Origin of the sequence: Streptomyces sp. NPDC058308 (genome assembly GCF_042880275.1) — a bacterium.
Taxonomy (GTDB): domain Bacteria; phylum Actinomycetota; class Actinomycetes; order Streptomycetales; family Streptomycetaceae; genus Streptomyces.
The window spans coordinates 95,161-115,672 of sequence record NZ_JBHVZA010000004.1 but is presented as its reverse complement, the minus strand read 5'-3'; the positions used below and the strand labels follow the sequence as shown (position 1 = coordinate 115,672).

The following is a 20,512-nucleotide window of genomic DNA, read 5'->3' as shown; positions in this document are numbered from 1 at the left end:
GCCGCGTTCGACGCCGGACCATGAAGGACAAGCTAAGTCCCGTCACCCGACGACGCCCGGACCAGCAGAGCCGCCGGGACGACTACCGGGCCCGGCGGCGGCATGCCGCTGCCCTCGATCAGGTCCACGAGGACGGCGACGGCGGTGCGGGCCGTCCGTTCCGGGTCGAGGGTCACCGTGGTGACGGGCGGTTCCGTCGCCGCGTAGCCGGGGTCCTCGCTCGCGCAGACCACGCGCAGATCGTCGGGGACGCGCAGCCCGTGCCGCGCCGCCGCGGCGAGGAGCTGGCGGCCGCCGGGGTCGTAGGCGGCATAGACGGCGTCGACGCGGTCCCGGCACGTCAGCAGCGCGTCGAAGGCGTGCCCCTGGCCGTCGGCGGGGTCGAAGGGGACGACCAGCGGGGCCGCGCCGCGCTCCGCGCACCACTGTTCGTAGGCCGTCGTCACGGCGCGGGCGTAGTGCTCGTCGCCGTTGCCGGACTGCAGGGCGGTCCGGCGGGCGCCCGCGGCGGCGAGGTGGTCGAGGACTTTGCGGGTGGTCGCCTCGTGGTCGTTGTCGACCCAGTGGTCGCCGGGGCGCGGGTCGCCGGGAACGCCGTCGAAGACGAGCGGGACGCCGCGGGCGCGCAGGGCGCGGACCATGGGGTCGCCGCGCGGGCTGTCCACGATCAGCATGCCGTCGACGGCGAGCCGGTGCCAGGAGTCGTCGGCGGCCCGGTCGGCGGGGAGCGCGGTGAGGGCGTAGCCGCGGGCGTGGGCCGCCGAGGTGGCCGCCGTGACGACGCGTGAGAAGTAGGCGATCCCGGTGTAGTTCCAGGCACTGGGAAACGTGGTCACGGCGATGCCAAGGGTGCGGCTGCGCGGGGGCCCCGGGGCGCCGTAGCCCAGTCGCGTCGCGGTCTCGCGGACCCGGCGGCGGGTGGTCTCGCCGATCCTGCCGGTGCCGTTGAGGGCGTGCGAGACCGTCGCCGTCGAAACCTCCGCGGCGCGGGCTATGTCGGCGAGAGTCGGCCCTGGCACGCGGCTCATCGTACGGAATCCGTCGCCCGGGGCGGGTTCTGGTTAACGGATTACTCGTCGAGGGTTCCCTCCACTCGTAGCCGCTACGTCTTGGAGTGTGGTCATGCCCCAGCCGCCCGTCCCCGCGCCCTCCGCCCTCTCCCGGCGCGGCCTCCTCGCCGCCGCGGGAGCCGCGGGCGCCGCGGGAGCCGCCGGGTTCGCCGTCACCGCGGCGGGGCCCGCCGCGGCCTCGTCGCCCCGCGGGTCCGCCGCCCTCGTCGTGCACAACGCCCGTGTCTTCACCGGCACTTCGGGCCGCGGCCGCCCCGAGGCGGTGGCCGTCGGGCGGGACGGGCGGATCCTCGCCGTCGGCACGGACGCCGCCGTCAGGCGCTTCGTGGGGCGCGACACCGACGTCGTGGACGCGCGGGGCGGCACCCTCATGAGCGGCATCCATGACGGGCACGCCCACCCGATGGACGCCGCGAGCCGCTCGCTGCGGCCCTCGCTCGCGGGGGCCGAGCAGACCGTCGAGGAGCTGCACAAGACGCTGACCGGGTTCCTCAAGGACTCCGCCGAGCAGGAGCCCGACGGCTGGCTGGTGGTGGAGGACTGGAACCCGGTCGGGCTGCTCCCCCACGGCACCGCCCCGCACCACGCGATGCTCGACGCCTTGGCGACCCGGCGCCCCATCGCCCTGCGCGGCGGCGACGGCCACAACCTGTGGGCCAATCAGCGCGCCCTGGACATCGCGAAGATCACCGCGAGCACCCCCGACCCGCCCGGCGGCACGATCGTCAAGGGCGCGGACGGCAAGCCGACCGGCGTCCTCAAGGACGACGCCCAGCCGCTCGTCTCGCGGCACATCCCCGAACCCGACGCGACCCAATTGGCCGATGCCGCCGGGAAAATCCTCGCCGAGGCCGCCGCGTCCGGGATCACCACCTTCATGGAGGCCGTGGTGGGGCACGAGGAGCTGAAGCTCTATCAGCGGCTCGCCGCGTCGGACCGGCTGCTCCAGCGCATCGTGCCCGCCCTGCGCCTCGACACCGGCCTGACGAAGGACCCGGCCGCCGCGCTCGCGTACGCGAAGGGGCTGCGGGCCGAGTTCAAGGACGTACGCGGACTGCGCTTCGGCACGGTCAAGGTCTTCCTCGACGGTGTCATCGAGCATCCGGCCCAGACCGCTGCCCTGCTCGACCCCTACCTGGACGAGGACGGCAGGCCCACGGACCACCGCGGCGAGCTGTACGTGAGCGCCGCCGACTACGGACGCCTCAGCGCCGCCTTCAACGCCGAGGGCTGGCAGATGCACGCCCACGCCATCGGCGACCGCGCCGTGCGCACCTCCCTCGACGGATACGCGTACGCCCTGCGCAGGACCGGCCGCCGCGATGTCCGCAACACCACCGCCCACCTCCAGCTGGTCCACCCCGCCGACCTGCCGCGCTTCGCCGCGCTCGGCGTGGTGGCGTGCATGCAGCTCCAGTGGGCCACGCGCAACACCTGGACCATGGAGGCCCTGCTGCCCTACATCGGCGCCGCGCGCCACCGGCGGCTGTACCCGGCGCGCAGCCTGCGCGAGGGGCGCGCGGCGCTCGCGGGTGGCTCGGACTGGCCGGTCGACCCTCTGCAGGTCTGGAATCAGATCCGCACCGCGGTCGACCGCGAGGGGATCGAGGGCGAGGGTGATCTCTACCGCGCGCAGGAAGGGCTCAGTCGGACGTCCTCCCTGCTCATGCACACCTTGGGCACCGCGCGTCAACTCCGTGCGGAGCACATCACCGGGACCGTCGAGAGGGGAAAAGCAGCCGATCTCGTGCTGCTCGACCGCGATGTGACGCGGTGTCCGGTGGCCGATATCAGCTCGTCCGAGGTGCGCCTCACGCTTGTCGGAGGCACAGTGGTGCACGACGCGGAGTCGTCGGCAGGACGCGCGGCCGCCGCCCGAGTGACGCGGGCGGCGGCGGGGCCCCGGCCCACGTCGTACGCGTCGGTGCACGGCGGGCGGCACGCCCCGTGCGGCTGCGGCTGAACCCCCGGGCGGCGCACCGGGCGGGAAAAGCCACCGGACGGCCGAGCCCCATATGGCCTACCCCAGCGCGTGCTTCATCTCATATCTGAGATAACCTTCGACACATGGCAGACGACTACCTCGTACGCATCGGCAAGCTCATCCGTGACGCCCGTCAGCACCGGGGCTGGACACAGACGCAGCTCGCCGAGGCGCTCTCCACCAGCCAGAGCGCCGTGAACCGCATCGAGCGCGGCAACCAGAACATCAGCCTTGAGATGATCGCCCGGATCGGTGAGGCGCTCGACAGCGAGATCGTGTCGCTCGGCTATGCCGGGCCGATGCACCTGCGGGTGGTCGGCGGCCGCCGGCTCTCCGGCTCCATCGACGTCAAGACGAGCAAGAACGCGTGCGTGGCGCTGCTCTGCGCGTCCCTCCTGAACAAGGGCCGCACCGTGCTGCGCCGCGTCGCCCGCATCGAGGAGGTCTACCGGCTCCTGGAGGTGCTCAACTCCATCGGCGTGCGCACCCGTTGGATCAACGACGGCGTCGACCTGGAGATCGTGCCGCCCGCCAGGCTGGAGATGGAGGCCATCGACGCGGAGGCCGCCCGTCGCACCCGCTCCATCATCATGTTCCTCGGCCCGCTGCTGCACCGCCTCGACCACTTCAAGCTGCCGTACGCGGGCGGCTGCGACCTCGGCACCCGCACGATCGAGCCACACATGATCGCGCTGCGCCGGTTCGGCCTGGACATCGCGGCGACCGAGGGGCTGTATCACGCCGAGGTGGCACGCGACGTCAGCCCCGACCGCCCCATCGTCCTCACCGAACGCGGGGACACGGTCACCGAGAACGCGCTGCTCGCCGCGGCACGCAGCGCCGGCACCACCGTCATCCGCAACGCCTCGTCGAACTACATGGTCCAGGACCTGTGCTTCTTCCTCGAGGCGCTGGGCGTCGAGGTCGAGGGCATCGGCACGACCACGCTGACCGTGCACGGCGTCCCCACCATCGACGTCGACGTGGACTACTCCCCCTCCGAGGACCCGGTCGAGGCGATGAGCCTGCTGGCCGCCGCCGTCGTCACGGAGTCCGAGCTGACGGTCCGCCGGGTGCCGATCGAGTTCCTGGAGATCGAGCTCGCGGTACTTGAGGAGATGGGCCTCGACCACGACCGCTCGGCGGAGTACTCCGCCGACAACGGCCGTACGCGCCTGATCGACCTCACCGTGCGCCCCTCCAAGCTGGAGGCGCCGATCGACAAGATCCACCCGATGCCGTTCCCCGGCCTGAACATCGACAACGTCCCCTTCTTCGCGGCCATCGCGGCGGCGGCACAGGGCAAGACGCTGATCCACGACTGGGTGTACGACAACCGGGCGATCTACCTCACCGACCTCAACCGCCTGGGCGGCCGCCTCCAACTCCTGGACCCGCACCGGGTGCTGGTGGAAGGCCCGACCCGCTGGCGCGCCGCCGAGATGATGTGCCCGCCCGCACTGCGCCCCGCCGTGGTCGTACTGCTCGCGATGATGGCGGCCGAGGGCACGTCCGTGCTGCGCAACGTGTACGTGATCAACCGCGGTTACGAGGACCTGGCGGAGCGCCTGAACTCGGTGGGCGCGCAGATCGAGACGTTCCGGGACATCTGACCGGCACGGGACGGCACGGCACGGCCGCCGTATTCCTGCCCCGTTCGGGGCGGGGGTACGGCGGCTTTTCCGTGGGCTGGCTGCTGTGTCGGCTTGCTGCTTCGTGGGCTTGCTGTTCTGTCGGCTTGCGCGAGGTGTCCGGGGCGCTGTCGGACCGCTGTCGGTGGCGTCGGTGAGCTGTCGGTGGGCTGTCGACGGCTGCCGGGAGATTGGGGTTCGTCGGCGATCCGCCGACAGACCTCGATCAGACCTCGACAGGCCTCGGCAGTCCTCGATCAGGAGAGAAGCCCCATGACCACTCACGTCACCATCATCGGCGCCGGACTCGGCGGTCTCACGCTCGCCCGTGTCCTGCACGTCCACGGAATACCGTCCACGGTGTACGAGGCGGAGCCCTCCCCCGCCGCGCGTTCGCAGGGCGGGCTGCTCGACATCCACGAGAACAACGGCCAACTCGCCCTGGCGGAGGCCGGTTTGACGGACGAGTTCCGTGGCCTCATCCTGCCGGGCCGCCAGGCCATGCGGGTCCTCGACCCCGAGGGGACCGTCCTGCACGAGTCCCCCGACGACGGCGCGGGAGGCCGCCCCGAGGTGCAGCGCGGCGAGCTGCGGGAGGTCCTGCTCGACTCGCTTCCGGCCGACACCGTGCGGTGGGGCCACAAGGTCAGCGGCGCGCGGAGTCTCGGCGAGGGACGTCACGAGGTGACCTTCGCCGACGGCGGCACCGTCGTCACCGGCCTGCTGGTCGGCGCGGACGGCGCGTGGTCACGGGTCCGGCCGCTGCTCTCCGCCGCCACCCCCGCGTACATCGGCAAGTCCGTCGTCGACACGTACCTGTTCGACGCCGACACCCGGCACCCGGCCGCCGCGAAAACGGTCGGCGGCGGCATGATGATCGCGACCGGGCCCGTGCCCGAGCTGGAGATCTTCGCCCACCGGGAGAGGGGCGGCACGCTGCACGCCTACGTGGGGCTGCCCAGGCCGCAGGAGTGGTTCGCCGCGATCGACTTCACCGACTCCGCCGCGGCCACCGCGCGGATCGCCGCGGAGTTCGCCGGGTGGGCGCCGGAGCTCCTCGCGCTCCTCACCGAATGTGACGTCCCGCCGGTCCTGCGCCCTCTCTACACACTGCCGACCGGGCACCGGTGGGGCCGGGTGCCCGGCGTGACCCTGCTCGGCGACGCCGCCCACCTCGCACCGCCGAACGGCGAGGGCGCCAACCTGGCCATGCTCGACGGCGCCGAACTCGGCAAGGCCATCGCCGCGCACCCCGACGCCATCGAGACCGCGCTCGCCGCGTACGAGCGGGACATGTTCCCCCGCAGCGCCGAAGCGGCCTCTTCCGGAGGCCTCGACGGTATCGAGGAGTTCAGGGTTCCGGATGTCCCGGCCGGTTCGCCGACCGGCCGGTGAGGCGACGCCGTGGGCATTGGGCGTCAACTGGACCGTTTCTTAAGGGACTTCACTTCGTTGGCCTGGTGTTCCAGCGGCCTAAGACCTAGAGATCCCCATGACGAATTCCTGGACCACGCCTGCCCGCCCCGGTGAACCGCTCGCCGACCGCTACGCCCACCGCAGCGGCACGCTCCGCGGCACCGTCCGCCACCGGCTCGTCGACCGCGCTCTGGCCGAGCACCTGCCGGCCGCGCCGCCGCAGCGCGTGCTCGACGTCGGCGGCGGCACCGGCGTACAGGCCCGGCTGCTTGCCGAGCGCGGTCACCACGTCACCGTGCTCGACCCCGACGCGACCATGCTGGCCCGGGCCCGCGCCTCCTGGCTGCCGTACGCCTCCGACGCGCCCGGCAGTGTCGCCTTCTGCCGCGGGTTCGGCGAGCAGGCGCCGCTGTTGGTCGGCACCGGGTGGGACGCGGTGCTGTGCCACGGCGTCCTCATGTACCTGGAGGACCCGGCCCCGCTGCTGCACGCGCTCGCACAGTGCCCGCGCCCCGGCGGCATCGTCTCCGTCCTCGCCTATCAGGCCGATGCCCTGGCCATAAGGCGAGGACTGACGCGTGACTGGAGCGGCGTGCTGCGGGCACTGCACGACCCGGTGGAGGACAACAGCATCGGCACGGTCAGCCGCGGCGTGGACCGCGCCACGGTCCTGCGGATCCTCGCCGAACACCGCATCGACCTGCTGCAGTGGTACGGAGTGCGGGTGTTCACCGACCACTTGGAGGACGAGTGCGCCGGTGATGACCTCGACGAGGTGCTGCAGGCGGAGTGGGAGGCCGGGCGCATCGATCCGTACCGGCGCGTCGCCCGGCACTTCCACCTCATCACCCGCGCCGGACAGGACCGGGAGGCTACTGACCCGAGGCCGCCAGCTCCTTGAGGTCCACCGTCTCGCCCTTGCCCGGCGCCTTCGGGCTCACCGGCTTGTTGTAGTCGCTGAACGTCGCCTCGTTGGGCTTGTCACCGCCCTTGACCGAGCTGCGCAGGATGTACGGCTTGCCCTCCGTGGCGACGTACAGGGTGTGCGTCTCGCCGCCGGAGGCCTTCTTCGTCAGCATGATGGCCTCCTTCCCGTCGACGGACGTCGTGTCGCCCTTCTTCAGGCCCTTGCGGCTGGACTTGTCCTCGTCCATCGAGGCGACCAGGCCCTGCTTGTCGCACATTCCGGAGGTCGAGGCGTCGTCGGCGGGCATCTTGACCCACTTGTCGGCGACCTTCGCAAGGACCTTGTCCGAGCCGGGCCGGTTCTTCAGCGCCGTCTTCCAGTACTGCTCGTTGCCGCGTACGTACAGCGTTCCGTTCGTGTGCCGCAGCTCCGCCTTGGAGCCCGCCGTGTCGACGGTCCCCTGACAGTTCTTCTCCTGGTCGACCGCGAGGTCCAGGCTCACCGACTTCCCGTCGGGCTGCTTCATGTCACCCTTGAGGCGCATCGAGTCGGCGCCCTTGGTGGCCGCCACCGCCTTGGCCGCGATCCGGTCGGCGCTGTCCTTGGCGAACGGCTTGTCTGAACCGCCCCCGCCGTCGTCCCCGTCACCACAACCGGTCAGCAGAGCCGCCGAAAGCACCGTGATCCCGATGACACCCGAAAGCTTGGTCGTCCGCACGTGGTCACCCTCCCGCGGGACGCTGGAACGTCCCGTTCGTCCACGGCCCGGGTGGCCGCGGTCGTCACCAGGTACCCGCTGATCCCCCGTCCTCACCCGGTATCCGGCATTCCGCCTGGCGCACCGGTCGCCGCCCGCGACACACACTCAGTCGAGCACGGCCGTCCCGTCGATCTCCACGAGCGCCGAGTCGTCCCACAGGCGCACCGCCCCCACCACTGCCATCGCGGGGTAGTCGCGGCCCGCCAACCGCCTCCAGATGCGGCCCAGTTCGGGGGCGCAGGCGCGGTAGTCGGCCACGTCCGTGGCGTAGACGGTGACCCGGGCGAGGTCGGCGGGGGTGCCGCCCGCATGGCGCAGGGCGGTGAGGAGGTTGGTCAGGGCCCGCTCGAACTGCTCGGGCAGGGTCGCCCCGGTGACCTTGCCCTCGCTGTCCAGCGCGGTCTGTCCCGCGAGGAAGACGAGGCGGGAGCCGGTGGCGGCGACGGCGTGCGAGAAGCCGGTGGGCGGGGAGAGTTCGGCGGGGTTGACGCGGTGCAGGCTGCTCATGCGGACGGCTCCTTCAGGTGGGCGTACAGCTCCTTGGCGATGACCGTGCGCTGGACCTCGCTCGCGCCCTCGTAGATGCGGGGCGCGCGCACCTCACGGTAGAGGTGTTCGAGGAGGTGGCCGCGGCGCAGGGCACGGGCGCCGTGCAGTTGGACGGCCGCGTCGACCACGTACTGCGCGGTCTCGGTGGCGATGAGCTTGGCCATGGCGGCGCGCCGGGCGATGCCGGGGCCCTGCGGTCCTTCGCGGTCGTACGCCTCGGCCGCCGCGTACACCATCAGGCGGGCCGCCTCGGTGCGCGTGGCCATCTCGGCGACTTGGTGGGCGACGGACTGGAGGTCCTTGAGCGTGCCGCCGAACGCGGTCCGCCCGGCGGTGTGGGCCAGCGTGGCGTCGAGTGCGGCCTCGGCCATGCCGACCGCGAAGGCGCCGACGCTGGGCCGGAACCGGTTCAGGGTGGTCATCGCGACCCGGAAGCCGCGGTCCACCTCGCCGAGCACGTCCTCCCTGCCGACCGGCACACCGTCGAAGGCGAGTGCGCCGATCGGGTGCGGGGAGAGCATGTCGAGGGGGGTGCCGGTGAGGCCCGCGCGGTCGGCGGGGACGAGGAACGCGGTGACGCCGCGGGCGCCCGCGCCCGGTGTGGTCCGGGCGAAGACGGTGTAGAAGTCGGCCTCGGGGGCGTTGGAGATCCAGCACTTCTCACCGGTGAGGCGCCAGCCTTCGGGGCCGTCCGGTGCCGCCGTGAGGTCGAGGGCCGCCGCGTCCGAGCCCGCGCCCGGCTCGGAGAGCGCGAAGGCCGCGATGGCCTGGCCGGCGATGACGGGTGGGAGCCAGCGGTTCCGCTGCGCGGGCGTGCCGTGGGCGTGTACGGGGTGGGCGCCGAGGCCCTGCAGGGCGAAGGCGGTTTCCGCCTCCGTGCAGGCGTACGCGAGGGACTCGCGGGTCAGGCAGAGGTCCATGGCCAAGGCCCCGCCGGTCCTCCCGGTGCCGGATGCTCCGATGGGCCGGCTGTGTGGCGTCTGCGGGTCGGGGGTGGCTGGTCGCGCAGTTCCCCGCGCCCCTGAGGGAGCGCCATCTGAGCCCGCGCCCTCGCCTCGGCCCGCGCCATCGCCCGAGCCCGCGCCCTCGCCTGGGCCCGCGTCTCCGCCCTCGAACAACGCGCCCAGCAGCCCCAGTTCACCCAGTGCCGCCACCAGTGGCCGGTTCACATGGCCCGGTTCGCCCTTCTCCGCCAGCGGGCGCAACCGCTCGGCGGCCAGCGTGCGCAGCTCCGCACAACGGGCGGTTTGTTCGGGATTGAGCGAGAATGCCGTCACCGCGGACCCCTCCTTTATCGCGCACCGTTGACTGTCGTCACCATCACGATACGCTCATGGAGCGAGCCCACCACAGCGCCCGACCGGCAGGCAAGGGGGCAGAGCCGCCATGGAATCCACCGGCAAGCCGGGGCTGACACCATCCGGCCACATCGACACGTTCGCCAGGGACCGTCTCCCGCCGCGCGGACAGTGGCCCGCGCTGGTCCACGACCGCCCCGAGCTGCACTACCCCGACCGCCTCAACTGCGGCGCGGAGCTCCTCGACCGGACCCTCGAACGGTTCGGCGCCGGACGCCCCGCCTTCCACGCGGCCTCCGGCCCGACCTGGACGTACGGCCGGCTGCGGCAGCACGTCGACCGGATCGCGCACGTGCTGACCGACGAACTCGGCGTCCCGCCCGGCGGGCGCGTGCTGCTGCGCGGGCCCACCACGCTGTGGCTCGCGGCGTGCTGGCTCGCCGTGATGAAGGCGGGCGCGGTCGCCGTGACCGTCCTGGCCCAGCAGCGCGCGCAGGAGCTGGCCACCATGTGCGAGATCGCCGAGGTGCGCCACGCGCTGTGCGACATCAGGTCGGTGGACGACCTGATCAAGGCCGGGGTGCCCGGCCTGAGCGTCACCACGTACGGGGGCGAGGGGCCCGACGACCTCCTCGCGCGCGCCGCCGGGCAGCCCGAGCGGTACGAGGCGGTGGACACGGCCGCCGACGACGTCGCGCTCATCGCGTTCACCTCCGGCACGACCGGCCGCCCCAAGGGCTGCATGCACTTCCACCGCGACGTGCTCGCCATCGCCGACACCTTCGCCCGGCACATCCTGAAGCCGGTCCCCGACGACGTCTTCGCGGGCAGTCCCCCGCTCGGCTTCACCTTCGGGCTCGGCGGCCTCGTCATCTTCCCGCTGCGCTTCGGCGCCTCGTCCGTCCTGCTCGAACAGGCCGCGCCCAAGCAGCTGTTGCCCGCCATCGGCAGGCACGGGATCACGGTGCTCTTCACCGCGCCGACCGCGTACCGCACGATGCTCGACCAGCTCGACGGGCACGACGTCTCCTCCCTGCGCCGCTGCGTCTCGGCCGGCGAGAACCTGCCCGCGGCCACCTGGCAGGCCTGGCACCGGCGCACCGGGCACCGCGTCATCAACGGCATTGGCGCGACCGAACTGCTTCACATCTTCATCTCCGCCGCCGACGACGCGATCAGACCCGGCACGACGGGCCGGGCCGTACCGGGGTGGCACGCGTGCGTGGTCGACGACTCGGGTACACCGGTGCCGGACGGCGAGCCCGGACTGCTCGCCGTGCGCGGCCCGGTGGGCTGCCGCTACCTCGCCGACGACCGTCAGACGCAGTACGTGCGCCGCGGCTGGAACATCACCGGCGACACCTACATCCGCGACGCCGACGGCTACTTCCACTACGTCGCCCGCGCGGACGACATGATCATTTCGGCCGGGTACAACATCGCGGGACCGGAGGTGGAGGAGGCTCTGCTGCGCCATCCCGACGTCGCGGAGACAGCGGTCGTGGGACGCCCCGACGAGCTGCGCGGACAGGTGGCGGTGGCGTACGTGGTCCCTCGCGCGGGAACGACGCCGGACGCGGACCGGCTGCGCGACTTCGTCAAGGCGGAACTCGTGCCGTACAAGTGCCCGCGCGAGATCGTCTTCCTGGACGCGCTCCCGCGGACGGCCACCGGCAAGCTGCAGCGGTTCCGGCTGCGGGCGGCGGGTCCCGGACGCCCGTAGAGTGATCACGTGTCCGAGCAGCACACTCCACGGTCCCTGATCGTCACCTTCTACGGCGCCTACGGGCGGGCCGCGTCCGGCCCGGTCCCGGTGGCCGAACTGGTGCGCCTCCTCGCGCCGGCCGGCGTGGACGCGCCGTCCGTGCGCTCTTCGGTGTCCCGTCTCAAGCGGCGCGGCCTCCTGGTGCCCGCGCGCACCGAGGCGGGCGCCGCGGGGTACGCGCTCTCGCCCGACGCCCGCCAGCTCCTGGAGGACGGCGACCGCCGCATCTACGGCACCGAGGCCGCGCGGCAGGAGGGCGGCTGGGTCCTCGCCGTGTTCTCCGTCCCCGAGGCGGAGCGCAACAAGCGCCACGTGCTGCGCTCCCGCCTCGCGGGCCTCGGCTTCGGCACGGCGGCGCCGGGCGTCTGGATCGCCCCCGCCCACCTCTACGAGGAGACGAGGCACACCCTGGAACGGCTCCAACTCGCCCCGTACGTCGACCTGTTCCGCGGCGAGCACCTGGGCTTCGCGGCGACGGCCGAAGCGGTCGCGCGCTGGTGGGACCTGTCGTCCCTGGCCAAGCAGCACGAGGCGTTCCTGGACCGCCACGAGCCGGTGCTGCGCTCCTGGGAGTCCCGCGAGGGCGCTCCCCCGCGCGCCGAGGAGGCGTACCGCGACTACCTCCTCGCCCTGGACTCCTGGCGGCAGCTCCCCTACGCCGACCCGGGGCTGCCCGCCGACCTGCTGCCGCAGGACTGGCCCGGCGCCCGCTCGGCGGCGGTCTTCGCGGCCCTGGACGAGCGGCTGCGGGAGGCCGGGGCGCGGTTCGTGGGCCCCACATGACGGACGCGGACGTGCTGCGCTGGAGCGCGTACCGCAGCGTGCCGTGGAAGAACGGCGGCGGTACGACCAGGGAGGTCGCAGAGGGCGCCGACTGGCGGGTGAGCGTCGCGGACGTGGCCGGGGACGGCGCCTTCTCGTCCTTCCCCGGGATCGACCGCGTGATCACCCCGGTCGAGGGCGAAGGCATGGTGCTGACCGTGGACGGGGCCTCGCACCCGGTCGGTTCCCTGAGTCCTTTCACCTTCCCCGGCGACGCGGAGACGGACTGCCGACTGACGGCGGGCGAAGTCCGCAACATGAACGTGATGACCCGCAGGGGCCGGGCAACGGCAGAGGTACGGATCATCCCGGTCACCGCCGCGCAGGCGACGGAGGCCGCGTGCGCCGCGGGCGAGACGCTGCTCGTCATGGCAGTCACCGAGGGCATCACCGTCGGCGGACCGAACGGCCGGGAGACCGCCCTTGGCCGTCTCGACTGCGTGCGCCGGGACGGTCCGGGCGCGCTGACGCTGCGGGGCGACGGCACGGTGGCCCGGATCACGATCAGCCCGCTCGGTCGCCCAGTGTGAGCCGCTGCTTGGGGGCGTCCGTGCGACCGGTCTGAGGCCTCCGGCTGCCCGCGCGGTACTGGAGGGGCCACGTCGCGCCCGGACCCGAGTAGCCCTGTTCGGCCGCGGCGTGCAGGGTCCAGTGCGGGTCGTAGAGGTGCGGGCGGGCCAGTGCGCAGAGGTCCGCGCGGCCCGCGAGGAGCAGGGAGTTGACGTCGTCCCACGAGGAGACGGCGCCGACCGTGATCACGGGGATGCCGGTCCGGTTGCGGATGCGGTCGGCGTACGGCGTCTGGTAGGAGCGGCCGTAGTCGGGGCGTTCGTCAAAGACCACCTGACCCGTCGAGACGTCGATCGCGTCGGCGCCGTGCGCGGCGAAGGCGCGGGCGATCTCGACGGCGTCCTCGGCCGTGGTGCCGCCGTCGGCCCAGTCGGTGGCGGAGATGCGGACCGTCATGGGCTTGCCGTCCGGCCACACCTCGCGCACCGCGTCGAAGACTTCGAGGGGGAAGCGGAGGCGGGCACGGAGCGGGCCGCCGTACGCGTCCGTGCGGTGGTTGGTGAGCGGGGAGAGGAAACCGGAGAGCAGATAGCCGTGCGCGCAGTGCAGTTCGAGGAGGTCGAACCCGGCCTGCTCGCCGCGGCGCGCCGCCGCCACGAACTGCTCGCGGATCGCGGTCAGTCCGGCCCGGGAGAGTTCGTGCGGGGTCTGGCTGCCGGGCTTGTACGGGAGCGGGGAGGCGGCTTCCAGCGGCCAGTTGCCGTCGGGCAGCGGGTCATCGATGCCCTCCCACATCAGCTTCGTCGAGCCCTTGCGGCCCGAGTGGCCGAGCTGCAGGCCGATGGCCGTGCCGGGCGCCTGGGCGTGCGCGAAGTCCGTGACGCGGCGCCAGGCCTCGGCCTGTTCGTCGGTGTAGAGACCGGCGCAGCCCGGCGTGATCCGGCCGCGCTCGCTGACGCACACCATCTCGGTCATGACCAGGCCCGCGCCGCCGAGCGCCCGGGCGCCCAGGTGCACCAGGTGGAAGTCGCCGGGGACGCCGTCCACGGCGGAGTACATGTCCATCGGGGAGACGACGACGCGGTTGCGCAGGGTCAGTTCGCGCAGTCGGAAAGGCGTGAACATGGGCGGCGTACCGTCCGGGCAGCCGAATTCGCGCTCGACGGAGCGGGTGAAGCGGTCGTCGCGCAGCCGGAGGTTGTCGTGGGTGACGCGGCGGCTGCGGGTGAGCAGGTTGAACGCGAACTGGAGCGGCGGCTGGCCGAGGTGGTCGGGCAGCCCCTCGAACCACTCCAGGCTGGCGCGGGCCGCGCGCTGCGTGGAGGCGACGACGGGGCGGCGCTCCGCCTCGTACGCCCGGAGCGCGGCCGGGACGCCGGGCTGTTCCTCCAAGCAGGCCGCGAGCGCGAGGGCGTCCTCGACGGCGAGTTTGGTGCCGGAGCCGATGGAGAAGTGCGCGGTGTGGGCCGCGTCGCCGAGCAGGACCGTGTTGCCGTGCGACCAGCGGGAGTTGACGACGGTGCGGAAGTTGATCCAGGAGGACTTGTTGCCGCGCAGGGGGCGGCCGCCGAGCGCGTCCGTGAAGATCTTGGCGCAGCGTTCGGTGGACTCCCGCTCGTCGAGCCCGGCGAAGCCCGCGGCTTCCCAGACCTCCTCGCGCATCTCGATGATGACGGTGGACGCTCCGGAACCGGCCGCGGAGAAGGGGTATCCGTGCAGCTGCATCACGCCGTGCTCGGTCTCGGCGATCTCGAAGCGGAACGCGTCGAAGGCGAAGTCGGCGGCGAGCCAGATGTAGCGGCAGCGGTGAGTGGTCAGGCTCGGCCCGAAGACGTCGGCATGTGCCTCGCGGGTGAGGCTGTGCACGCCGTCCGCCGCGACGACCAGGTCGTACGCCGAGGAGAGCTCGGCGGCGGGCGGCGCCTCGGTGCGAAAGCGCAGCTCGACGCCGAGGTCGCGACAGCGTGCGTGCAGGATCTCCAGGAGCCTGCGCCGCCCGAGCGCCGCGAAGCCGTGGCCGCCGGAGGTGTACCGCCGGTCGCCGTGCACGATGTCGATGTCGTCCCACCGCACGAACTCGGCCTGCAGGGCGGCGTAGACGGCGGGGTCGGCGTGCTCGATGCCGCCGAGGGTCTCGTCGGAGAGGACGACGCCGAAGCCGAAGGTGTCGTCGGGGGCGTTGCGCTCCCAGACGGTGATGTCGCGGGCGGGGTCGAGGCGCTTGAGCAGGGCCGCGGCGTAGAGGCCGCCGGGGCCGCCGCCGATGACGGCGATGCGGTGGGCCGCGGCCGGCGCCGTGGGGGCGGGCGAGGTCGTGGGGGCGGGCGTCGTCGCCATGGTCACCGCCCCTGCCACTTCGGCGGGCGCTTCTCCGTGAAGGCCGCGTGGAATTCGGCGTAGTCCTCGCCGTTCATGAGCAGCGCCTGGGTCGAGGCGTCCAGTTCGACGGAGGCGGCGAGCGGCATGTCGAGTTCGGCGGTGAGCAGGGCCTTGGTCTGGGCGTACGCGAGGGCGGGGCCTTCGGCGAGGCGGCGGGCCAGCGACTGCGCGGCCTCGGCCGCCTTGCCCTCCTGCGTCAACTCGCTGATCAGGCCGATCCGTTCGGCCTCGGGGGCGCGCACCGGTTCGCCCAGCATGAGCAGCCGGGTGGCGTGGCCGAGCCCGACGACACGCGGCAGGAGGTAGGCGGCGCCCATGTCGCCGCCGGAGAGGCCCACCCGGGTGAAGAGGAAGGAGAAGCGGGCCGAGGGGTCCGCGACGCGGAAGTCGGCGGCGAGGGCGAGCACCGCACCGGCGCCCGCGGCGACCCCGTGCACGGCGGCGACGACCGGGAAGGGGCACTCGCGGACGGCGCGCACGACCTGTCCGGTCATGCGGTTGAAGTCGAGGAGCTGGGCGGTGTCCATGGCGAGCGTGGCGCCGATGATCTCGTCCACGTCGCCGCCCGAGCAGAAGCCGCGCCCCTCGCCGCCGAGCACGAGGGCGCGCACGGACTTGTCGCGGGAGAGCTCGGCGAGCAGGTCGCGCAGGTCGGCGTAGGCACCGAAGGTGAGCGCGTTGAGCTTGTCGGGGCGGGCGAGGGTGACCGTGGCGACGCCCTCGTCGACGGTGAGGCGCAGGTGCCGCCAGTCGGGGGTGCGGGTCGCGGAGCCGGTGAAGGGACTCATGGAGGTGCGGCCTCCTCGGCCTGGGGGCTGGAGTGCGCTGCGTGGGCTACCTGACGAAGTTATCACCGTTCCGTGACTGCCGTCACGAGTACGCGATACGGGTCGTCGCGTTCCTCCGTCCCGCGGGGAACGGGCATCCCTGAATGGGCGTCTTGTCTCATGTGACACCACAGGGACGGACGTCCCGGGGATGCCCGACCGTCGACCCTGTCGACATAGCGCTTAAGATTCGTACGGTTGAAAGCAGGACCGCTCGCCTGCTGCCCTGAACGGACCCGCCTTGCCCGAACCTTCCTCTCCCGCCTCGTGGCGCATCGCGCTGCCGCACACCACGGCAGCCGTGCCGGTGGCGCGCGCACTGGTCCGTACCGCACTCACCGACATCGAGTCGTCCGCCGACACCGACACCGCCGAGCTACTCACCGCCGAACTGGTGGCCAACGCCGTCGAGCACACCTACGGGCAGGACCCCATAGAGCTGGTGATCGAGCTGCTGCCGACCGGCTGCCAGGTCGAGGTGCACGACTCCAACCCGCTGCCGCCCGGCGACCTCACCGACCCCGACGCGTCCTGCGAGCCGGACCCCTGGCAGGAGCACGGCCGCGGCCTGCTCCTGATCCGCACCCTCAGCTCCTCCTGCGGCCACCGCCCCACCGCGTCCGGCAAGGCGGTCTGGTTCACGCTTCCCGCGAGGCCCCCGCACCGGCACTGACCGGGGCCCCGCCCCGGCCGAGCCGCGAGTGGCCGCGTCCGTAGAGCGCGTAGACGACGGCGCCCACCACGAGGAACACGGCGAACTGCAGCCACGTCGTCCAGCCCGTGCCCCAGATCAGATAGAGGCAGAAGCCCACGCCGATGACCGGGCTCGCCGGATAGAGCGGCACCCGGAAGGTGCGCCGCAGCCCGGGGGCGGAGCGGCGCAGCGCGATCACCGCGACATTGACCACGGCCATGATCGCCAGGGTGCCGATGGTGGTCAGGCCGACGACGACGTCGAGCGACGAGAAGGCGGCGGGCACGGCGACGACCGCCGCGACGATCCAGGTGTTGGCGACCGGGGTCGCGGTCCGCGGCGAGACGCGTTCGAAGACGCGCGGCATGAGGCCGTCGCGGGACATCGACATCAGGATGCGGGTCTGGCCGTACATCACGGCGAGCACCACGGACGCGATGGCGACGACCGCGCCGAAGGCGATGATGCCGCCGCCGACGGTCGAGTCGGTGACCTGGTTGACGATGAGCGAGAGCGCGGCGGGTTTGCCGGCGACCGCGTCCGAGCCGAGCGCGCCGATCGCGGCGAGCGCCACGGCCACGTAGAGCAGCGTGACGACGCCGATGCAGATCATGATCGCGAGGGGGATGTTGCGCCGCGGGTCGCGCACCTCTTCGCCCGCCGTGGTGACCGCGTCGAAGCCGATGAAGGAGAAGAAGGCGAGCGAGGCGCCCGCGGTGACGCCGGAGACGCCCGCGCCCGCGAAGGGCGTGAGGTTGCCGTCCTCGAACGCGGTGAACGCGACGGCCAGGAAGAGCAGCAGGATGGCGATCTTCAGCACCGCCATGGCCGCCGTGGCCCCGGCGCTCTCCCGGATGCCGCGCACCAGCAGGACGGCGGCGAGCAGGATGACCACCACCGCGGGCAGGTTCACCGCGCCGCCCTCGCCCGGTCCCGCGGACAGTGCGGCGGGCAGCTCCCAGCCGGTGAGGCTGTGGAGCAGCTCGTTGAGGTACTGGCTCCAGCCGACGGCGACCGCGGAGACGGAGACGCCGTACTCCAGGAGCAGGCACCAGCCCACGAGGAACGCGGTGCGCTCGCCCAGGGATGCGTACGCGAAGGAGTACGAGCTGCCCGAGACGGGGATCGCGCCGCCCAGCTCGGCGAACGAGAAGGCGGTGAAGACGCAGGTCACGGCCGCCAGGACGTAGGAGATGGCGACGGCGGGACCGGCCTTCGCGACGGAGTCGGAGAGGCCGACGAAGATGCCGGTGCCGACGATGGCACCGACGCCGAAGCACACGAGCTGGAAGAGCCCCATGGTGCGCTTCAGGCCGTGGCCTTCGAGGTCCGCCCCCGACTCGGCGACGAGCTGGTCGGGGGACTTGATGCGAAGCCCGGTGGTACGCGTGGGGCTCATGGGGTGGTTCTCGTTTCTGGTGGTGCTGGTGCGGCGAGGGGTGGTGCCGCGTACCGGTGGCGCCGGATGTGGTGTTCCGGCCCCTCCAGTCTGTGCTGGTTGCGCGTGTACGGCAGGTCAGGCGCGGTGTGCCTGCGGGTCAGGCGCGGTGTGCCCGCGGGTCAGGCCAGTGTCGCGACCAGGACCGCCTTGATCGTGTGCAGCCGGTTCTCGGCCTCGTCGAAGACCACGGAGTGGGCCGACTCGAAGACCTCGTCGGTGACCTCCAGGGACGACAGGCCGTACGTCTCGTGGAGCTCCCGCGCGACCTGGGTGCCCAGGTCGTGGAAGGCGGGCAGGCAGTGCAGGAACTTCACGCCGGGGTTGCCGGTGGCGCGCAGGACGTCCATCGTCACCGCGTACGGCGCGAGGGCGGATATGCGCTCGGCCCAGACCTCCGGCGCCTCCCCCATCGACACCCACACGTCGGTGCCGACGAAGTCGGCGCCCCGGACGCCCTCGGCGATGTCCTCGGTGAGCGTGATCCGGGCGCGGCTGACCTCGGCGAGCGCGCGGGCCCGCACGATGACGTCCTCGGCCGGCCAGTAGGCCCTGGGCGCGACGATACGGACGTCCATGCCGAGCAGGGCGCCGGTGACCAGGTAGGAGTTGCCCATGTTGAAGCGGGCGTCGCCGAGGTAGGCGAAGGCCGTCCCGTGCAGGGGCTTGGTGGTGTGCTCGGTCATCGTGAGCACGTCGGCGAGCATCTGGGTGGGGTGCCAGTCATTGGTCAGGCCGTTGTAGACGGGCACGCCCGCGTGGGCGGCGAGCGTCTCGACCGTGTCCTGCGCGTCCCCGCGGAACTCGATGGCGTCGAACATCCGGCCGAGCACACGGGCGGTGTCCTTGGCGGACTCCTTCTTGCCGATGTGCGAGCCGGACGGGTCGATGTAGGTCGTCGACGCCCCCTGGTCGGCGGCGGCCACCTCGAAGGCGCAGCGGGTCCTCGTCGAGCTCTTCTCGAAGATCAGCGCGATGTTCTTGCCGTGCAGCCGCCGCGTCTCCGCCCCGGCCTTCTTGGCCGCCTTCAGCTCCGCGGCCAGGCCGACGAGACCGCGGAACTCGTCGGCGGTGAAGTCCAGCTCCTTGAGGAAGTGGCGGCCGGTGAGGTCTGTGGCCATGAGGCGCTCCAGGGATGCGGAATCAGGGGTCGGGACGCGGTGACCTTGAAACTATATACGACCTTCCACATTTATATACAGCGGTCACGCCCCGGGGACCGCGTCGCGCTCCACCGGGCAGCTCATGCACCGCGGCCCGCCACGGCCGCGCCCCAGCTCGCTCCCCAGGATCTCGATCACCTCGATGCCCTGCTTGCGCAGATAGGTGTTGGTCGTGGAGTTCCGCTCGTACGCGAGGACGACACCGGGCTCCACGGCGAGGACGTTGCACCCGTCGTCCCACTGCTCGCGCTCGGCCGCGTGCACGTCCTGCGTGGCGGTGAGCACCCGGATCGCGTCGAGGCCGAGCGCGGCGGCGATGGCCCGGTGCATGTTCTCCGGCGGTTGATCGGTGACCTTCAACTCCCGGTCGCCGACGCCCGGTTCGATGGTGTACGAGCGGAGCATGCCGAGCCCCGCGTACTGCGTGAAGGTGTCGCCGTCGACCATCGTCATGACCGTGTCGAGGTGCATGAAGGCGCGCCGCTTCGGCATGTCGAGGGCGACGATCGTCTGCGCCGAGCCCGCCGCGAACAGCTTGTGCGCGAGCATCTCGACGGCCTGCGGGGTGGTGCGCTCGCTCATCCCGATGAGCACCGCGCCCTTGCCGATCACCAGGACGTCGCCGCCCTCGATGGTCGAGGGGTAGTCCGCCTGGCCCTGCGACCAGACGTTGAAGTACTCGTCCCGGAACAGCGGGTGGTGCCGGTAGATCGCCTCGAAGTGCACGGTCTCGCGCTGCCGCGCCGGCCAGCGCATCGCGTTGATGGAGACGCCGTCGTAGATCCAGGCCGAGGTGTCGCGGGTGAAGAGGTGGTTGGGCAGCGGGCCGATCAGGAAGTCGTCCAGGTCCATGCAGTGGAAGCGCACCGAGGCCGGCTCCGGGTGCGCCGCCAGGAACTCCCGCTTGGTCATGCCGCCCACCAGCGCCTCGGCGAGCTCCACCGACGGCATCGTCTCGAACGCGGCCCGCAGGTGGTCGGTGGCCAGCGGGCCGTACTCCTTCTCGTCGAAGACCCGGTCCAGGACGAGGAGGCGGGCCGCGGGCACGTCCAGGGTCTCGGTCAGCAGGTCACCGAAGAGGTGGACCGCCACGCCCCGGTCGCGCAGCACGTCCGCGAACCCGTCGTGCTCCTGGCGGGCCCTGCGCACCCACAGGACATCGTCGAAGAGGAGCGCGTTCTTGTTGCTCGGAGTCAGCCGCTTGAGCTCCAGATCCGGGCGGTGCAGTATGACGCGGCGCAGCCGCCCGGCCTCGGAGTCGACATGGAATCCCATGGGACCCATCTTTCCCCGGCCGGA

General features: G+C 72.3%; 17 protein-coding genes. 8 read left to right on the top strand and 9 right to left on the bottom strand.

Annotation, left to right across the window (positions count from 1 at the left end; translation table 11 throughout):
- Window positions 1-32 precede the first annotated feature (32 nt).
- Window positions 33-1,028 (bottom strand): LacI family DNA-binding transcriptional regulator, encoded by a 996-nt coding sequence (locus ACFVYL_RS07800; RefSeq protein ID WP_389713631.1) that lies wholly within the window; start codon window positions 1,026-1,028, stop codon window positions 33-35.
- Window positions 1,029-1,122: 94 nt separating this feature from the next.
- Between ACFVYL_RS07800 and ACFVYL_RS07795 the strand changes: the two genes are divergently transcribed.
- The 4 genes from ACFVYL_RS07795 (at window position 1,123) to ACFVYL_RS07780 (ending at window position 7,002) form a co-directional block, all read left to right on the top strand.
- Window positions 1,123-3,033 (top strand): amidohydrolase, encoded by a 1,911-nt coding sequence (locus tag ACFVYL_RS07795; protein ID WP_389713630.1) that lies wholly within the window; start codon window positions 1,123-1,125, stop codon window positions 3,031-3,033.
- A 104-nt stretch (window positions 3,034-3,137) separates the two neighbouring features.
- Window positions 3,138-4,667: a helix-turn-helix domain-containing protein gene (locus ACFVYL_RS07790; protein ID WP_389713629.1), complete on the top strand. Its 1,530-nt coding sequence runs from the start codon at window positions 3,138-3,140 to the stop codon at window positions 4,665-4,667.
- 291 nt (window positions 4,668-4,958) lie between these two features.
- The gene (locus tag ACFVYL_RS07785; RefSeq protein ID WP_389713627.1) at window positions 4,959-6,080 is read left to right on the top strand and encodes an FAD-dependent oxidoreductase; all 1,122 of its coding nucleotides are present in this window, start codon (window positions 4,959-4,961) and stop codon (window positions 6,078-6,080) included.
- A gap of 97 nt (window positions 6,081-6,177) precedes the next feature.
- Window positions 6,178-7,002: a class I SAM-dependent methyltransferase gene (locus ACFVYL_RS07780; protein ID WP_389713626.1), complete on the top strand. Its 825-nt coding sequence runs from the start codon at window positions 6,178-6,180 to the stop codon at window positions 7,000-7,002.
- Here ACFVYL_RS07780 and ACFVYL_RS07775 read toward each other — a convergent pair.
- The 3 genes from ACFVYL_RS07775 to ACFVYL_RS07765 all read right to left on the bottom strand — a co-directional run bounded on the left by ACFVYL_RS07775 (window position 6,974) and on the right by ACFVYL_RS07765 (window position 9,594).
- Window positions 6,974-7,726, bottom strand: a complete 753-nt coding sequence (locus ACFVYL_RS07775; RefSeq protein ID WP_389713625.1) for a hypothetical protein — start codon at window positions 7,724-7,726, stop codon at window positions 6,974-6,976. The genes ACFVYL_RS07780 and ACFVYL_RS07775 overlap by 29 nt on opposite strands.
- A gap of 147 nt (window positions 7,727-7,873) precedes the next feature.
- A complete protein-coding gene (locus tag ACFVYL_RS07770; protein WP_389713623.1) occupies window positions 7,874-8,275 on the bottom strand; it encodes a RidA family protein in 402 nt (133 codons plus the stop codon).
- Window positions 8,272-9,594: an acyl-CoA dehydrogenase family protein gene (locus ACFVYL_RS07765; RefSeq protein ID WP_389713622.1), complete on the bottom strand. Its 1,323-nt coding sequence runs from the start codon at window positions 9,592-9,594 to the stop codon at window positions 8,272-8,274. The genes ACFVYL_RS07770 and ACFVYL_RS07765 overlap by 4 nt, the downstream gene beginning before the upstream one ends.
- A gap of 109 nt (window positions 9,595-9,703) precedes the next feature.
- On the opposite strand from ACFVYL_RS07765, the gene ACFVYL_RS07760 reads away from it, so the two are divergent.
- The 3 genes from ACFVYL_RS07760 to ACFVYL_RS07750 are packed head-to-tail and all read left to right on the top strand — an operon-like array spanning window position 9,704 to window position 12,732.
- The gene (locus ACFVYL_RS07760; protein ID WP_389713621.1) at window positions 9,704-11,338 is read left to right on the top strand and encodes an AMP-binding protein; all 1,635 of its coding nucleotides are present in this window, start codon (window positions 9,704-9,706) and stop codon (window positions 11,336-11,338) included.
- 9 nt (window positions 11,339-11,347) lie between these two features.
- Complete coding sequence (locus tag ACFVYL_RS07755) at window positions 11,348-12,163, top strand: PaaX family transcriptional regulator C-terminal domain-containing protein (protein WP_389713620.1); 816 nt, start codon at window positions 11,348-11,350, stop codon at window positions 12,161-12,163.
- Window positions 12,160-12,732, top strand: coding sequence for a HutD family protein (locus ACFVYL_RS07750; protein ID WP_389713618.1), 573 nt, complete (start codon window positions 12,160-12,162; stop codon window positions 12,730-12,732). The genes ACFVYL_RS07755 and ACFVYL_RS07750 overlap by 4 nt, the downstream gene beginning before the upstream one ends.
- Here the strand turns inward: ACFVYL_RS07750 and ACFVYL_RS07745 are convergent.
- Together ACFVYL_RS07745 and ACFVYL_RS07740 are read right to left on the bottom strand one after the other, a co-directional pair.
- Window positions 12,707-15,049, bottom strand: coding sequence for a bifunctional salicylyl-CoA 5-hydroxylase/oxidoreductase (locus ACFVYL_RS07745; RefSeq protein ID WP_389713617.1), 2,343 nt, complete (start codon window positions 15,047-15,049; stop codon window positions 12,707-12,709). The genes ACFVYL_RS07750 and ACFVYL_RS07745 overlap by 26 nt on opposite strands.
- Window positions 15,050-15,051: 2 nt before the next feature.
- Window positions 15,052-15,879: an enoyl-CoA hydratase family protein gene (locus ACFVYL_RS07740; RefSeq protein WP_389713615.1), complete on the bottom strand. Its 828-nt coding sequence runs from the start codon at window positions 15,877-15,879 to the stop codon at window positions 15,052-15,054.
- Between the two features lie 265 nt (window positions 15,880-16,144).
- Here ACFVYL_RS07740 and ACFVYL_RS07735 point away from each other — a divergent pair, with 265 nt between their 5' ends.
- On the top strand, window positions 16,145-16,591 hold the full coding sequence (locus tag ACFVYL_RS07735; RefSeq protein ID WP_389713945.1) for an ATP-binding protein: 447 nt from the start codon (window positions 16,145-16,147) through the stop codon (window positions 16,589-16,591).
- Here the strand turns inward: ACFVYL_RS07735 and ACFVYL_RS07730 are convergent.
- From ACFVYL_RS07730 to ACFVYL_RS07720, 3 genes are all read right to left on the bottom strand, one after another.
- A complete protein-coding gene (locus tag ACFVYL_RS07730; protein ID WP_389713614.1) occupies window positions 16,557-18,011 on the bottom strand; it encodes an amino acid permease in 1,455 nt (484 codons plus the stop codon). The two genes, ACFVYL_RS07735 and ACFVYL_RS07730, sit on opposite strands and share 35 nt — an antisense overlap.
- Window positions 18,012-18,172: 161 nt before the next feature.
- Window positions 18,173-19,171, bottom strand: coding sequence for an ornithine carbamoyltransferase (gene argF / locus ACFVYL_RS07725; protein WP_389713613.1), 999 nt, complete (start codon window positions 19,169-19,171; stop codon window positions 18,173-18,175).
- 84 nt (window positions 19,172-19,255) lie between these two features.
- Window positions 19,256-20,488, bottom strand: a complete 1,233-nt coding sequence (locus tag ACFVYL_RS07720; protein ID WP_389713612.1) for an arginine deiminase — start codon at window positions 20,486-20,488, stop codon at window positions 19,256-19,258.
- Window positions 20,489-20,512 lie beyond the last annotated feature (24 nt).